Raw genomic sequence first — 12,817 nt, 5'->3', positions numbered from 1 at the left:
ACCGGACGGGGCGGGGAACTTGGCCATTTTTGAGTGAATCTGAAGGATCGTGAAGTGACCACCAACTCCTTGACCACTTCCCAAGGTGCCGGACGCGCCGGGGACAAGGTCTTCTCCGGAGCCACCCTGGCCGCGGGATGCCTGATCCTCGTGGTTCTCTTCGGCGTCGCACTTTTCCTTGTAATCCAGGCCATTCCGGCGCTTGTGGCTCCGCCCGCGGACATCCAAGGCGGGCACGGCTTCTTCGCCTACATCGGGCCGATCGTGGTGGGGACCCTGATTGCCGCCTTCATCGCGCTTGTGATCGCAACCCCGGTTGCCATCGGCGTCGCGCTGTTCATCTCCCACTACGCGCCCCGCAGGCTTGCCTCGGGCCTTGGCTACGTGGTGGACCTCCTCGCTGCCATTCCTTCAGTGGTCTACGGCGCTTGGGGCGCGGCGTTCCTTGCCCCCCAGATTTCGCCCGCCTACGGCTGGCTGGCCAGCAACATGGGCTGGTTGCCGATTTTCCAAGGCCCGGCCTCCGCTACCGGCAAGACCATCCTGACCGCGAGCATCGTCCTCTCCGTCATGGTCCTGCCGATCATCACCTCACTCTCGCGTGAAATCTTCCTGCAGACCCCGAAGCTCCACGAAGAAGCCGCCCTGGCCCTCGGCGCGACACGCTGGGAAATGATCAAGATGGCTGTCTTGCCGTTCGGCCGCCCGGGTATCGTGAGCGCCATCATGCTGGGCCTCGGCCGCGCACTTGGCGAGACCATGGCCGTCGCGCTGGTGCTGTCCTCCGGCGTTTTGACCGCGAGCCTGATCCAGTCGGGCAACCAGACCATCGCCGCGGAAATCGCCTTGAACTTCCCTGAAGCCAGCGGACTCAAGGTCAGCACGTTGATCGCGGCCGGCTTGGTATTGTTCGTCATCACCCTGGGTGTCAACATGATTGCACGCTGGATCATCTCCAGGCACAAAGAATTCTCGGGAGCCAACTAATGACTGTCACAGCCCCTGTGGCGCGCAAACGCTCCGCACTGACCAAGGGCCAGTTGCCCGCTTTCGCACCGTACGTCGTCCTTGCGGTCGCCCTGGTGCTCGGCGCGGCGATCCTCGCGCTGATCGGCTTCAACGCCTTCGGCTGGGGCATAGTGTCCGCCATCCTCTTCGCGGTAGGCCTGGTCGGCTGGAGTGCCGTCGTCGAAGGCGGCCGCAAGGCGAGCGACAAGCTCGCCACGTGCCTGATCGTGGGCTCCTTCCTTGTGGCGCTGCTGCCCCTGATTTCGGTGATCTGGACCGTCCTCGTGAACGGCATCCCGGGCATCATCACCCCCGGTTTCCTGACGACATCCATGAACGGCGTTACAGGCACCCTGGACAACAAGAGCGTCGATGAAGGCACCAAGGTCCTTGGCGGCATTTATCACGCGCTCCTGGGCACCGTGCAGATCACCTTGCTCGCCACGGTGATCTCGGTTCCTGTGGGCCTGCTGACCGCCATCTACCTCGTGGAGTACGGCAACGACCGGGCCCTCGCCCGCGCCATCACGTTCTTCGTCGACGTCATGACCGGTATCCCGTCGATCGTCGCAGGACTCTTTTCCGCAGCCTTCTTCTTCGCCGTGGTCGGCCCGGGCACCAAGACCGGTGCGGTCGCCGCCGTCGCGCTTTCAGTCCTGATGATCCCGGTGGTGGTCCGCTCCAGCGAGGAGATGCTCAAGATCGTCCCGAACGAGCTCCGTGAGGCGGCTTACGCGCTCGGCGTCCGCAAGTGGCGCACCATCCTCAAGGTGGTCATCCCGACGGCGATTTCCGGCATCGCGTCCGGCGTCACCTTGGCGATCGCCCGAGTGATTGGTGAGACGGCTCCGATCCTGGTCACAGCAGGTTTCGCCACCACGATCAACAACAACGTGTTCGGCGGCTGGATGGCCTCACTTCCTACGTTCATCTACACGCAGATCCTGAACCCGACCTCGCCGTCCAACCCGGACCCGTCGAGCCAGCGGGCATGGGGCGCCGCACTGGTCCTGATCATCCTGGTGATGCTCCTGAACCTCGGCGCCAGGCTGATCGCCCGGATCTTCGCCCCCAAGGCCGGCCGTTGAGCCGCCAGGCCACGCGCAAACTTCCAACCACAGCACCGAAGGAACACCATGTCTAAGCGGATCGACGTCAAGGATCTGAACGTCTACTACGGCAGCTTCCTGGCCGTTGAGGGCGTCAACATCAACATTGAAGCCAAATCGGTCACGGCATTCATCGGCCCGTCCGGTTGTGGCAAGTCCACCTTCCTGCGCACCCTGAACCGCATGCACGAAGTGCTTCCCGGTGCGCGCGTTGAAGGCGAAGTCCTGCTCGACGGCGACAACCTCTACGGCCCCGGCGTGGACCCCGTGACGGTCCGAACCCAGGTTGGCATGGTCTTCCAGCGGCCCAACCCGTTCCCCACGATGTCCATCCGCGACAACGTGCTGGCCGGCGTGAAGCTGAACAACAAGCGGATCAGCAAGGGCGCGGCCGACGCACTCGTGGAGAAGTCCCTGCGCGGAGCCAACCTGTGGAACGAGGTCAAGGACCGCCTTGAGAAGCCCGGCTCCGGACTCTCCGGCGGCCAGCAGCAGCGGCTCTGCATTGCCCGTGCCATTGCGGTGGAACCGCAGGTCATCCTCATGGACGAGCCCTGCTCGGCGCTGGACCCCATCTCTACTTTGGCCGTCGAAGACCTCATCAATGAGCTCAAGGACGAATACACCGTGGTGATCGTGACCCACAACATGCAGCAGGCCGCACGCGTTTCCGACAAGACCGCGTTCTTCAACATCGCCGGCACCGGCAAGCCGGGCAAGCTCATCGAGTTCGCGGACACCACCACGATCTTCAACAACCCGTCCCAGAAGGCCACGGAAGACTACGTCTCCGGCCGGTTCGGATAATCCCCAGCCGCCCCCCCTGGCTCGCAAGCTCGGCCAGGGAACCCTGGCGGTGTGGGCCCAGTCGCCGGCTCCCCCGTCGATTGCTGAGTAACGGTCGTTTTGGGGCCCAAAACGACAGTTTTGGAGCAACGGATGCCAGAAAAGCCCGACGGCGACGGTCACCTTCTGAGGTGATTGTCGGCGTCGGGCTTTTGCGTGCCGGGACGATTCCCCAAGTCAGTGCGACAGCGGCGAGAGCGCCAGCCCAAGGACGAACGCCACTGCGGCGGTGACGATCGGCGTAGCGACCCAGAACCCCAGGATCCGCAGCACCATCCGACGGTTGGTGACGGAAAAGTTCTGGTTGGTTCCTGCGCCGAGCACTGCCGACGTCACAGTGTGCGTGGTGGAAAGCGGCAAGTGGAAGCCAATGGCCCCGACGAACAACATCAGCGAGGTCAGGCTTTGGGCAATGAATCCCCGCATCGGGTCTACCCGCGTCAGTTTGTAACCCAGGGTGTACGAGATGCGCCAACCACCACAAAGCGTTCCCGCTGTGAGCATGACAGCAGTCAGCAGGATGACCCAGAACGGGAGGTCGTTGGAGTCGGACACCCCGGCCGCCACGGCTCCCAACAGGATCACCGCTACGGATCTCTGCCCGTCCTGTAGGCCGTGGCCGAACGCGACGGCAGCGGCCGAGACAGACTGCGCGTGGCGGAAGCGGCCATGCACAACATCGGGCTGGGTGTAGCGGGCCGCCCACGTGACAGGCCACACGAGCAGATAGGCGCCAAGGAAGGCAATCAGGGGGGACAGCAGCAACGGCAGGACTACTTGCGCCAGCAAAATACTGTCCACCCCGCTGATCGAGCTGCCTCCCATCAACGCGCTTGCGGCTCCGGCGCCAACGAGGCCTCCCACCAAGGCATGGGTTGACGAGAGCGGCACACCGCGCCACCAAGCGTAGATTCCCCAAAGGATGGCGCTGCACAACCCCGCGGCGAGTATTGTAAGCCCGTTCATTCCCGAGGGGAGAACCACCCACGACTGGCTGAAGACCAGTGCGAAACCGCCGCTGAGCAGCACGCCGGCAAAGTTGAAGACGGCTGCCAACACGACGGCAACCGACGGAGTCAGGGCACGGGTCCGCACAGAGAGTGCGACGGCGGTGGAGACGTCGCGGAAGCCGTTCAGGAATGCGAAGCCAGCCGCCAGCACCACCACCAGGGCGAAGAACGCGACCGCCACCTCATGCTTCCTTGACGATGATGCTGCCTACCTGGGTCGCGACGCGGCGCATGTCCTTGGTAGCGTCCACTAGTTGATTGGCTACGTCGCGGTTCCGCGAAAACTGGGTGGACTTCATGTCGCGGAGCATCTCGGCCACCCAGGTCCGATGGCTGCGCTCCGCACGCTTGGCCAGCCGCAAGACCTCGATCCAGTAGTCCTCGAGTTCGTCCAGATCGTCGAGCTGACGCATTGCATCAACCGTGAGTTCCGCCTGGCGGCTGATGATCTCCAACTGGTCCGCCGCGCGCTTGGGCACCCGGTCCAGTTTGTAGAGGGCCACGAGCTCACCTGCGGCATCCAGCTTTTCCATCGCCTCGTTGAGGAAACGGGAGAGGGCGTACATGTCCTCGCGGGGGAGCGGGTTCACGAAGCTCGTGCGCATGTGGGTCAGGAGGGCGAAATGCAGATCCGTGGATTTCGCCTCGTGTTCGTGCATCTCCTCCACAAGCCGTTCGTGCTCCGCGACAGGAGCTCCGAAGATCTCTGAAAGCGTCCCGGTTGCCTCAAGAATCTGGCGGGCCATTTGCGACAACAATTGCAACCCGGCGGGTTCTTGGGGGAAGAGACGCAGCTTCATTTGGCTTCCGGTAGTCGGGAGGGATAGGGGTGGGGCGGCGTCTTCGCCGAAGGGCATAAAAATGGTGCCGAACCGGATACGCCTCTCGGCGGTAGGCCGCTCGAAGCGGCTATAAGTTGAAGCCCGGGGGTTTCGCGGTTCGACACCAGTTTCAGTTTTCTACGTCGCCCGAGCTAAGTCAATCTTGACAGCTGGCGCCCGGGGTGGTTGTGACTGTCCCTCGCCCCTATATTTCATGTCAGTCCAGCTCTCCCAGGCGCCACGCATTGGCCGCGTGCTCTAGATCTTCCGCGGTCTTTACGAGCTGGTGGGAGTTCCGGGTCAGCTTGCTTGCGTGGCCTTCATTGGAATGCTCCGCACTGTCTGCCAGGGTGGCTTGGCCCAGCGCGACGACGCGGCAAAACGCGGCTGAGCGTTCCAGCGCGACGTCGAAATCGCCGTCGAACGCTCCCGAAAGAATGGCGTCGGCCATTTGCTTCATTTCGTCGGCTCCCGGCGGCTCGGCAGCGCCCGCCACAACGTGGGAAACCTGGGCCGTGTCCCGGCCGGCCTTGAAGTACACGGAGATGCGCTCCGAGTTCTGCATGGTGGCCGCGCGCAATGCATAGAGCCGCCACAAGGCGCCGGGCAAGGACCGGGCGGGGCTCTCGGCCCACATTTCGGCGATGGCCTCCAGGCCTTGCTCATCAGCGAGCTTCACGAGGCGCCTGGTGATCTTGGGATCATCGCTATCTCGGCCTCGCCGTACGAGGGCCTGAGCGGCAAGGTGCGCGGCTTCGGACACCCGCGCGGGATCCGCTCCGCCGGCAAACGGCTCGAAGTCAACCGGCGCGAACGGTTTCGGCTTGTGGTGCCTATTTGCTCCGCCGTACACAGGAGGTCCCGATTGTTCGCTCATGCCCCAACGCTACTCCTGTGTTTTCGCTCGTGCACCCTTGACTGGGGCTTGTTGCAACCTCCCCATGTTTGGATCCGTGGGAGCCGCGAATCGCCTTAGTCTCCGCGCGTCGTCGTCGGGGCCTGGTTCAAAAGTGGGGAGAAAGGTGCGGGTGCCGGCTTGGACGGCGCGGGTGCCAAGCGTGTCAAAACGGCCTTGAGCTTGAGGTACAGTGTTTATGGCTGTTTCTACAGTCGGCAGGGGCCTTTAGCTCAGTTGGTAGAGCATCGGACTTTTAATCCGTGGGTCGTGGGTTCGATCCCCACAGGGCCCACTCTAGAACCCCCGGAACCGCACGGTTCCGGGGGTTTACTTGTGCCAAGCGAAAACTAGGCCGTGCCCCACGCGGCCGGGTGGCGGCCGAGCGGTCCGGCTTGCTGCGACCAGTGCGCTGGGGCGCCGTCGATTCGCCCTGGAAGCGGCACGCGGCGCGCCGGCCCCCAGTCTGTGGTGGTTTCCACGAGAGTGAAGTCATTCGGTGTCGGTACCGATAGGTGGTCGTTCGGCGGGGTCATCGAGTACAGCAGGTTGGCCGTGCCGATGAGTGAGCCTTGGATGCGGGTCGTCACCGAGTGGGTGAGGCGCCGGGTCAAGGCTCGGGCGACGGCCGCGGCCAAAAGCCAGCCTGTCGCGTGGTCGAGGGCTTGAACGGGAAGCGGGGCCGGCTCCGCTTGGCCCGTGGCGGTAGCGCCGTCGTCGGCGATCCCGCAGCTCATCTGGACCAGGCTGTCGAACCCGCGACGGTTGCGCCATGGGCCATCCCAGCCGTAGGCGTCCAGGCTCGCGATGATCAGGCCGGGGTTCACGGCGGCCAGGGCCTCGTCGTCGTAGCCCATGCGTTTCAGGGCGTCGCCGCGCAGTCCCGACACGAGCACATCGGCACCCGCGAGCAGTGCCTCGAAAGTCGCGCGGTCGCTTGGGGCAGTGAGATCCAAAGCGGCGGTACGCTTGCCGAGCGTCGTCTCAGGCAGCAGCGACGGCACCTCTTCAAAGCCGGGCGGATCGATCCGAAGCACCTCCGCACCGTAGCCGGCAAGGAACTTGGTGCAGACCGGTCCAGCGATTACCCGAGTCAGGTCGAGCACGCGCACGCCGTCGAAGGGCAGTTTCCCGACGGCGTCCGGCGTGCGGGCACCGGATGAGCGGCGTTCGACGACGGTCAAGGGCGGCGCGTCCGTGGTCGCCGCCCCTGGAGCCGAGGCGAGCCACTGGACGCGGCTGTGCATGACGGCGGCACATCCGCCCGCCTCCACGATGGCCGTCTCCAATTCCTCGGCACGCAAACCGCCCACTGCGGCCTTAACTGTTTCGCGGTCATGGGCTCCAAGCACCCGCTCGACGGCGGCGCGGTGGCCGGCGTAGTTGGTGTGCAGCCTGATCCAGGCGTCGGCCGCACGATAGTTGCCGGCGATGGGGTCCCAGAGCGGTGGCCGGTTCCAGCCGACTGGAGTGAACAGCCCCTCGGACGCGAACGCGGCGCATGACTCCCGACTGCCTACCGTCACGGCCGGCTGCCGTGACTCTCGGCGAGCTGCCAGAAACTGTGCTGCCGCCACCGTTGCGACGGCCACCGCCCCCGTCGCGAGTCCTGTCACGTCGAAAGCGGCCGGGAGAACAGCCCGCGGCCCGGTCGTCGTTAGATGAGCGGCCGCCAAATCCGCATCTTCTGCACCGAGCGCGTGCCACAAGCGGGAGGTCGCATCAGCGAAGCTGTTGTTCACACTCACCATTCTCAACGGGCCTGCACGGAACGGGCAATGGTGCCCGGATCTGGTGCCTCCTGCCCAAGTGGGCCTTCAACTGCCAGACTGTTCTTCATGCATGCGCTTTTGGACGGACTCCTGAATACCAGCCCGCTCGTGATCGCGTGCATCGTTTTCGCCCTCGTGTTCGCTGAGGATGCAATCTTTGTGGGGTTCGTGATTCCTGGTGAAACGGCGGCGGTGGTCGGCGGGGTGATTGCGAGCCGCGGGCTCTTCGAATTGTGGGTCATGATCGCCATAGTGGTGATTGCAGCGATCACGGGAGACACCGTGGGCTACGAAATAGGCAAGCATTTCGGCCCACGGGTGATGGCCTTGAAAATCCTGGACAAAAGGCGCGCCCAATTGCAGAAGGCCGAAGACTTCCTCAAAGACAAAGGTGGCGTCGCGGTGCTCCTTGGGCGCTTTACCGCCTTCTTCCGTGCCGTCATGCCCGCGCTCGCCGGACTTAGCCGAATGCCTTACCGGCGTTTCGCGTTCTGGAATTTCAGCGGCGGCATTATCTGGGGGTCCCTGTTCGTGACGCTCGGTTTTGTGGCCGGAAATTCGTACGAAGAAGTGGCCCGTGTGGTGGGCCGGGGGGCAGCGGCTGTGGTGGCAGTAATTGTGGTGGCGATTGTGCTTGTGTGGCAGGTCAGGAAGCACCGCGCCAAGAAGGCCTGATGCCGCGGGAGCACGGAAATCTGGCGGAAACCTCAAGGCTTTAGGCTGGTCACAATTCGTTCGGGAGAGGCGGTGAATGGTCGAACTGGATATGTCTGATGTTTGGCGTTATAACCGTAGTAGCTGCCCCGATGTCCTCGGCTTATCTGAGCCTCGAGTGATCTGATGTCCGCTTTCTGCAGCACAGAACTTTAAGGAGAACCGATGCATCTTTTGCCCCGTGAGCAGGAAAAGCTCATGATCGTGGTCGCGGCCGACCTCGCCCGCCGTCGGCAATCCCGCGGTCTGAAGCTCAACTTCCCCGAAGCCGTGGCGATCATCAGCTACGAACTGATTGAGGGGGCCCGTGACGGGAAAACCGTGGCTGAACTCATGAGTTACGGGACCACCCTACTTGGTCGTGAGGATGTCATGGAAGGCGTGCCCGAGATGATCCATGACGTCCAGATCGAGGCTACATTCCCCGACGGGACCAAGCTCGTCACCGTCCACGACCCGATCCGCTAGGAGGCCAACATGATTCCCGGTGAATACCGTCTCCAAACGGAGCCCATTGCCTGCAACAGCGGACGCGAGGCAATCGCCGTCGACGTCGTCAACCGTGGCGACCGCCCTGTCCAGGTGGGCTCGCACTACCACTTTGCCGAATCGAATCCCGCGCTCGATTTCGACCGTGAGGCCGCTTACGGCCGCCGCCTGGACATCCCCGCCGGAACAGCCGCGCGCTTCGAACCGGGCGATTCGAAGACGGTCAAGCTCATTGCGCTCGCGGGCAGCCGCGAAGTCTACGGCCTGCGGAACGCCGTCAATGGTCCCCTTGACGCGGATGCCGGAAAGAACGACGGCGGCGCTGCCGCCCGCACTGAAGGGCCCGGAGCCAGGAAAGAAGGGACAGCCCAGTGAGCTTTGAAATTTCGCGCAAGCAGTACGCAGACCTTTATGGCCCGACGACGGGAGACTCCATCCGCTTGGCGGACACCGAACTCTTCCTCGAGATCGAGAAGGACTACACGGTCTACGGAGAAGAGGTCATGTTCGGCGGCGGCAAAGTGGTCCGGGACGGCATGGGGCAGAACGGCCAAGTGACCCGGGATGAGGACGTCCCGGACACCGTCATTTCGAACGTGGTGGTCCTCGACTACACCGGAATCTACAAGGCCGATGTGGCGCTCAAAGACGGCCACATCTTCAAGATCGGCAAGGCCGGAAACCCGCAGATCGCCGACGGCGTGGACATCGTGATCGGGGCCAGCACCGAGATGATCGCCGGCGAGGGCAAGATCCTCACCGCAGGCGGCGTCGACACCCACATCCACTACATTTCCCCGGACCAAGTCCCCACGGCCCTGTGCAGCGGCATCACCACAATGGTCGGCGGCGGTACGGGACCGGCGGAAGGAACCAAGGCCACCACCATTACTCCCGGCAAATGGCACATTTCACGGATGCTGCAAGCCGCGGAAGGGCTGCCGATCAACATCGGCCTCTTCGGCAAGGGCCACGCGTCAGCCATCGAGCCGCTCGCCGAACAGATCCGCGCAGGCGCCGTAGGCCTCAAAGTCCACGAGGACTGGGGCGCCACGACCTCGTCGATCGACATGTCCTTGCGCGTAGCTGACGAATACGACGTGCAGGTAGCCATCCACACGGACACCCTCAACGAGTGCGGATTCGTGGAGGACACCATCAAGGCCATTGACGGCCGCGTGATCCACACCTTCCATACCGAAGGCGCCGGCGGCGGGCACGCTCCGGACATCATCAAGATCGCCGGATTGCCGAACGTGCTCCCGGCGTCCACCAACCCGACGCTCCCGTACACGCGCAACACCATCGAAGAACATCTGGACATGCTCATGGTGTGCCACCACCTCAACCCGGACATCCCGGAAGACGTGGCGTTCGCCGATTCCCGCATCCGGGCCGAAACCATCGCCGCCGAGGACGTGCTCCAGGACCTGGGCATCTTCTCCATGACCTCCTCGGATTCCCAGGCCATGGGCCGTGTGGGCGAAGTCGTCATCCGCACCTGGCAAGTGGCCGACGCCATGAAGCGGCAGCGGGGCGTCCTCAAGGACGCGTCAGGTGCGAGCCACGGCGCTCCGAACGGGTTGGGCGCGGAAAGCGACAACTTCAGGATCAAGCGCTACATCTCCAAATACACCATCAACCCGGCGATCGCGCAGGGCATGGCAGACTCCATCGGCTCCGTGGAGGTGGGCAAGTTCGCCGACCTCGTCCTCTGGAATCCGGCCTTCTTCGGCGTGAAGCCTGAACTGGTCCTCAAGGGCGGCCAGATCGCCTACGCACTCATGGGCGATTCCAACGGCTCCATCCCCACACCCCAGCCACGCACCATGCGTCCGATGTTCGCCACCCACGGCAAAGCGCTGCAGCAGTCCTCCATTACCTTCCTGTCCAAAGCGGCCATCGAGGCCGGCGTCCCGGAAGAGCTTGGACTTGAACGCGTCATCCGGCCGGTATCCGGTATCCGGAACCTGAGCAAAGCGGACCTCAAGTTCAACGGCGAAACCCCCGACATCGCCGTAGACCCCGAAACCTACAAAGTGACGGTCGACGGCGAAGATGTCACCTGCGAGCCATCCGACGTGCTGCCCATGGCCCAGCGCTACTTCCTTTTCTAGACCGCCGGAGGAGAACCACATGATCATCGAAAAGATTCTCGGCAACCTGCACGAACTGCCCGATCCCGAACAATACGCCGGCCTCCACAAGGAGAAAGTCGTGCTGCCCAGCGCTCAACTGGTCAAACGCATCCAGCGCGTCACCACGGACCACGGGAAGGAACTCGGCATCCGCCTCCCGGCCGGCTCCGGAGACCTGCGCGACGGCGACATCCTCGCCGTCGAGGATACGAACCTGATCGTGGTGTCCGTGCTGCCGAGCGATGTCCTGGTCATCGCCGCCCGAAGCATCTACGAAATGGGTGTCGTGGCGCACTCCCTCGGCAACCGGCACCTGCAGGCCCAGTTCTTCGACGCTGCGTCCGAGTACGGGGCCGAAGTCATGGTGTGCCAGTACGACCACACGGTCGAGGATTACCTCAAACACGTCGGTGTGCCTTACGACCGCCAGGAACGCGTAATGCCGGTGCCTTTTCGCCATGCTGAACACACGCACTAGGCCGGTCCCGGCCGCTGTTAACCCGGTCGGCAAGCCTCCGGTGGGTGATAGGGGCCGTGCCCGTCCCCAGCCGCTCCCAACCCTCGCAAGCTCGGGTCGGGGCCCTCGCGGCAGTGGGCCCCCCGCGGTGCCCGCCACGCCGCGGCCCCTATCACCCACCTACGCCGCGCAGGTCACCTTTGGGGGGCAACAGTGAGCACTTATCAGCTGGCGCTTCAGCAGCTGACTGACTCTGCGTTGCCTACTGGGGCGTTTGCTCATTCCTTGGGGTTTGAGACGTACATCGAGCGGGGGTTGGTTCACGATGAAGCCTCATTCGGCACTTGGCTGTCTGCGTTTGTGGGGCAGCAGTTGACTTATTCCGATGGGCTGGCCGTTCGGTTCCTTTATGAAGGGGTGGATTTGGGGGAGTTGGATACTCATTTGAGTGCCCAACTCTTGCCGCGGCAACTACGGGAAGCCAGTACCAAGATGGGCGGGCGGCTGATTGAGATCGGGACCGAAGTCTTTCCTTCGGCCCAGCTCGAGGCGTACCGGACTCTCGTGACCACAGGCCGGGCTGCCGGTCATCAGCCGCTGGCGTTCGCCGTCGTCGCGCGCTCGCTAGGCGTGCCGTTCGAAGAAGCGCTGGCCGGGTACCTTTTCGCGGCGGTCACCTCCCTGACGCAGAACGCCGTGCGTGCCATCCCGCTCGGCCAGAACTCCGGGCAGCGGCTGCTGCTCAGGGCGCACGACGACGTCGCTGCCGCCGTCGAGCATGTCCGGCACCTCAGCTGGGACGACTTCGGAGCCGTCAGCCCCGGGCTGGAAATTTCGCAGATGCGGCACGAATGGCAACGCGCGCGCATGTTCATGAGCTAGAACCATAGGAGGACACATGTCTGAACCCATCAAGATCGGCATCGGCGGCCCGGTAGGAGCCGGCAAAACGCAACTCGTGGAGCGCCTAACCCGCCACATGAGCCGGGAAATCTCCATGGCTGCCATCACCAACGACATCTACACGATCGAAGACGCCAAGATCCTCGCGGCCAACGGCATCCTGCCCGAGGACCGCATCATCGGCGTGGAAACCGGCGGCTGCCCGCACACCGCCATCCGCGAAGACACCTCCATGAACACGGCAGCCATCGAGGAACTCAAGAAACGGCACCCCGACCTGCAGGTCATCTTCGTCGAATCCGGCGGCGACAACCTCTCGGCCACGTTCAGCCCCGAACTCGTGGACTTCTCGATCTACATCATCGACGTCGCCCAGGGAGAGAAAATCCCCCGCAAAGCCGGCCAAGGCATGATCAAGTCGGACCTCTTCATCATCAACAAGACCGACCTCGCCCCGTTCGTCGGCGCAGACCTGTCAGTGATGGAACGGGACTCCAAGGAATTCCGTGGCGACAAGCCCTTCTGCTTCACCAACCTGAAGACCGACGAAGGGCTGGACAAGGTCATCGCATGGATGCGGCACGATGTCCTGATGCTCGACCTGGCGCAATGAGTTCACTCGCGAACGCTCTCATCTCACCGGGGCCTGCGCCCG

14 protein-coding genes and 1 tRNA gene are annotated in these 12,817 nt (G+C 63.6%); 11 read left to right on the top strand and 4 right to left on the bottom strand.

All coding sequences use genetic code 11. The annotated features are described in order from the left end of the window. The first annotated feature begins 54 nt into the window (after positions 1-54). From pstC to pstB, 3 genes are read left to right on the top strand one after another with little or no spacing between them, the layout of a single operon-like run. Positions 55-987, top strand: a complete 933-nt coding sequence (pstC, locus tag ACSVHC_RS10385; RefSeq protein WP_439180922.1) for a phosphate ABC transporter permease subunit PstC — start codon at positions 55-57, stop codon at positions 985-987. After that, positions 987-2,096 (top strand): phosphate ABC transporter permease PstA, encoded by a 1,110-nt coding sequence (gene pstA, locus ACSVHC_RS10380; RefSeq protein ID WP_437772057.1) that lies wholly within the window; start codon positions 987-989, stop codon positions 2,094-2,096. Before pstC ends, pstA begins: the two co-directional genes overlap by 1 nt. A gap of 48 nt (positions 2,097-2,144) precedes the next feature. Next, positions 2,145-2,924 carry a phosphate ABC transporter ATP-binding protein PstB gene (gene pstB / locus ACSVHC_RS10375; protein ID WP_059388353.1) on the top strand — a complete coding sequence of 260 codons (780 nt, stop codon included), beginning with the start codon at positions 2,145-2,147 and terminating at the stop codon, positions 2,922-2,924. 216 nt (positions 2,925-3,140) lie between these two features. On the opposite strand, the gene ACSVHC_RS10370 is transcribed toward pstB, so the two are convergent. From ACSVHC_RS10370 to ACSVHC_RS10360, 3 genes are all read right to left on the bottom strand, one after another. Next, on the bottom strand, positions 3,141-4,154 hold the full coding sequence (locus ACSVHC_RS10370) for an inorganic phosphate transporter (RefSeq protein ID WP_437772058.1): 1,014 nt from the start codon (positions 4,152-4,154) through the stop codon (positions 3,141-3,143). Position 4,155: 1 nt separating this feature from the next. Then, the gene (locus ACSVHC_RS10365) at positions 4,156-4,773 is read right to left on the bottom strand and encodes a DUF47 domain-containing protein (RefSeq protein WP_345450326.1); all 618 of its coding nucleotides are present in this window, start codon (positions 4,771-4,773) and stop codon (positions 4,156-4,158) included. A 238-nt stretch (positions 4,774-5,011) separates the two neighbouring features. Next, a complete protein-coding gene (locus ACSVHC_RS10360) occupies positions 5,012-5,671 on the bottom strand; it encodes a hypothetical protein (RefSeq protein WP_078106945.1) in 660 nt (219 codons plus the stop codon). 240 nt (positions 5,672-5,911) lie between these two features. Between ACSVHC_RS10360 and ACSVHC_RS10355 the strand changes: the two genes are divergently transcribed. Continuing rightward, positions 5,912-5,984, top strand: a tRNA-Lys gene (locus tag ACSVHC_RS10355). Between the two features lie 55 nt (positions 5,985-6,039). On the opposite strand, the gene ACSVHC_RS10350 is transcribed toward ACSVHC_RS10355, so the two are convergent. Then, positions 6,040-7,431 carry a CoA transferase gene (locus tag ACSVHC_RS10350; RefSeq protein ID WP_437772059.1) on the bottom strand — a complete coding sequence of 464 codons (1,392 nt, stop codon included), beginning with the start codon at positions 7,429-7,431 and terminating at the stop codon, positions 6,040-6,042. A gap of 96 nt (positions 7,432-7,527) precedes the next feature. Here ACSVHC_RS10350 and ACSVHC_RS10345 point away from each other — a divergent pair, with 96 nt between their 5' ends. The 7 genes from ACSVHC_RS10345 to ureG all read left to right on the top strand — a co-directional run bounded on the left by ACSVHC_RS10345 (position 7,528) and on the right by ureG (position 12,775). Continuing rightward, positions 7,528-8,136: a DedA family protein gene (locus ACSVHC_RS10345; RefSeq protein ID WP_437772060.1), complete on the top strand. Its 609-nt coding sequence runs from the start codon at positions 7,528-7,530 to the stop codon at positions 8,134-8,136. Between the two features lie 204 nt (positions 8,137-8,340). Next, on the top strand, positions 8,341-8,643 hold the full coding sequence (locus ACSVHC_RS10340) for an urease subunit gamma (RefSeq protein ID WP_236814155.1): 303 nt from the start codon (positions 8,341-8,343) through the stop codon (positions 8,641-8,643). A 9-nt stretch (positions 8,644-8,652) separates the two neighbouring features. Next, the gene (locus tag ACSVHC_RS10335; RefSeq protein ID WP_437772061.1) at positions 8,653-9,039 is read left to right on the top strand and encodes an urease subunit beta; all 387 of its coding nucleotides are present in this window, start codon (positions 8,653-8,655) and stop codon (positions 9,037-9,039) included. Continuing rightward, positions 9,036-10,781: an urease subunit alpha gene (gene ureC / locus ACSVHC_RS10330; protein ID WP_437772062.1), complete on the top strand. Its 1,746-nt coding sequence runs from the start codon at positions 9,036-9,038 to the stop codon at positions 10,779-10,781. Before ACSVHC_RS10335 ends, ureC begins: the two co-directional genes overlap by 4 nt. A gap of 19 nt (positions 10,782-10,800) precedes the next feature. Continuing rightward, positions 10,801-11,280 carry an urease accessory protein UreE gene (gene ureE, locus ACSVHC_RS10325; protein ID WP_437772063.1) on the top strand — a complete coding sequence of 160 codons (480 nt, stop codon included), beginning with the start codon at positions 10,801-10,803 and terminating at the stop codon, positions 11,278-11,280. A 192-nt stretch (positions 11,281-11,472) separates the two neighbouring features. Further along, on the top strand, positions 11,473-12,141 hold the full coding sequence (locus tag ACSVHC_RS10320) for an urease accessory protein UreF (protein WP_437772064.1): 669 nt from the start codon (positions 11,473-11,475) through the stop codon (positions 12,139-12,141). Between the two features lie 16 nt (positions 12,142-12,157). Next, positions 12,158-12,775 carry an urease accessory protein UreG gene (gene ureG / locus ACSVHC_RS10315; protein WP_078106937.1) on the top strand — a complete coding sequence of 206 codons (618 nt, stop codon included), beginning with the start codon at positions 12,158-12,160 and terminating at the stop codon, positions 12,773-12,775. The last annotated feature ends 42 nt before the right edge of the window (positions 12,776-12,817 follow it).

It is taken from the genome of Arthrobacter sp. KNU-44 (assembly GCF_051843155.1).
In the GTDB taxonomy this organism is placed as follows: domain Bacteria; phylum Actinomycetota; class Actinomycetes; order Actinomycetales; family Micrococcaceae; genus Arthrobacter.
Note: the sequence above shows the minus strand (reverse complement) of the source record. Positions and strands in the feature narration are given on the sequence as shown.

Excerpts from the sequence above, each read along its gene's own strand:
- pstA (WP_437772057.1), top strand. The coding sequence starts at position 987 with ATGACTGTCACAGCCCCTGTGGCGCGCAAACGCTCCGCACTGACCAAG.
- pstB (WP_059388353.1), top strand. The coding sequence starts at position 2,145 with ATGTCTAAGCGGATCGACGTCAAGGATCTGAACGTCTACTACGGCAGC.
- ACSVHC_RS10365 (WP_345450326.1), bottom strand. The coding sequence starts at position 4,773 with ATGAAGCTGCGTCTCTTCCCCCAAGAACCCGCCGGGTTGCAATTGTTG.
- ACSVHC_RS10360 (WP_078106945.1), bottom strand. The coding sequence starts at position 5,671 with ATGAGCGAACAATCGGGACCTCCTGTGTACGGCGGAGCAAATAGGCAC.
- ACSVHC_RS10345 (WP_437772060.1), top strand. The coding sequence starts at position 7,528 with ATGCATGCGCTTTTGGACGGACTCCTGAATACCAGCCCGCTCGTGATC.
- ACSVHC_RS10340 (WP_236814155.1), top strand. The coding sequence starts at position 8,341 with ATGCATCTTTTGCCCCGTGAGCAGGAAAAGCTCATGATCGTGGTCGCG.
- ACSVHC_RS10335 (WP_437772061.1), top strand. The coding sequence starts at position 8,653 with ATGATTCCCGGTGAATACCGTCTCCAAACGGAGCCCATTGCCTGCAAC.
- ureE (WP_437772063.1), top strand. The coding sequence starts at position 10,801 with ATGATCATCGAAAAGATTCTCGGCAACCTGCACGAACTGCCCGATCCC.
- ureG (WP_078106937.1), top strand. The coding sequence starts at position 12,158 with ATGTCTGAACCCATCAAGATCGGCATCGGCGGCCCGGTAGGAGCCGGC.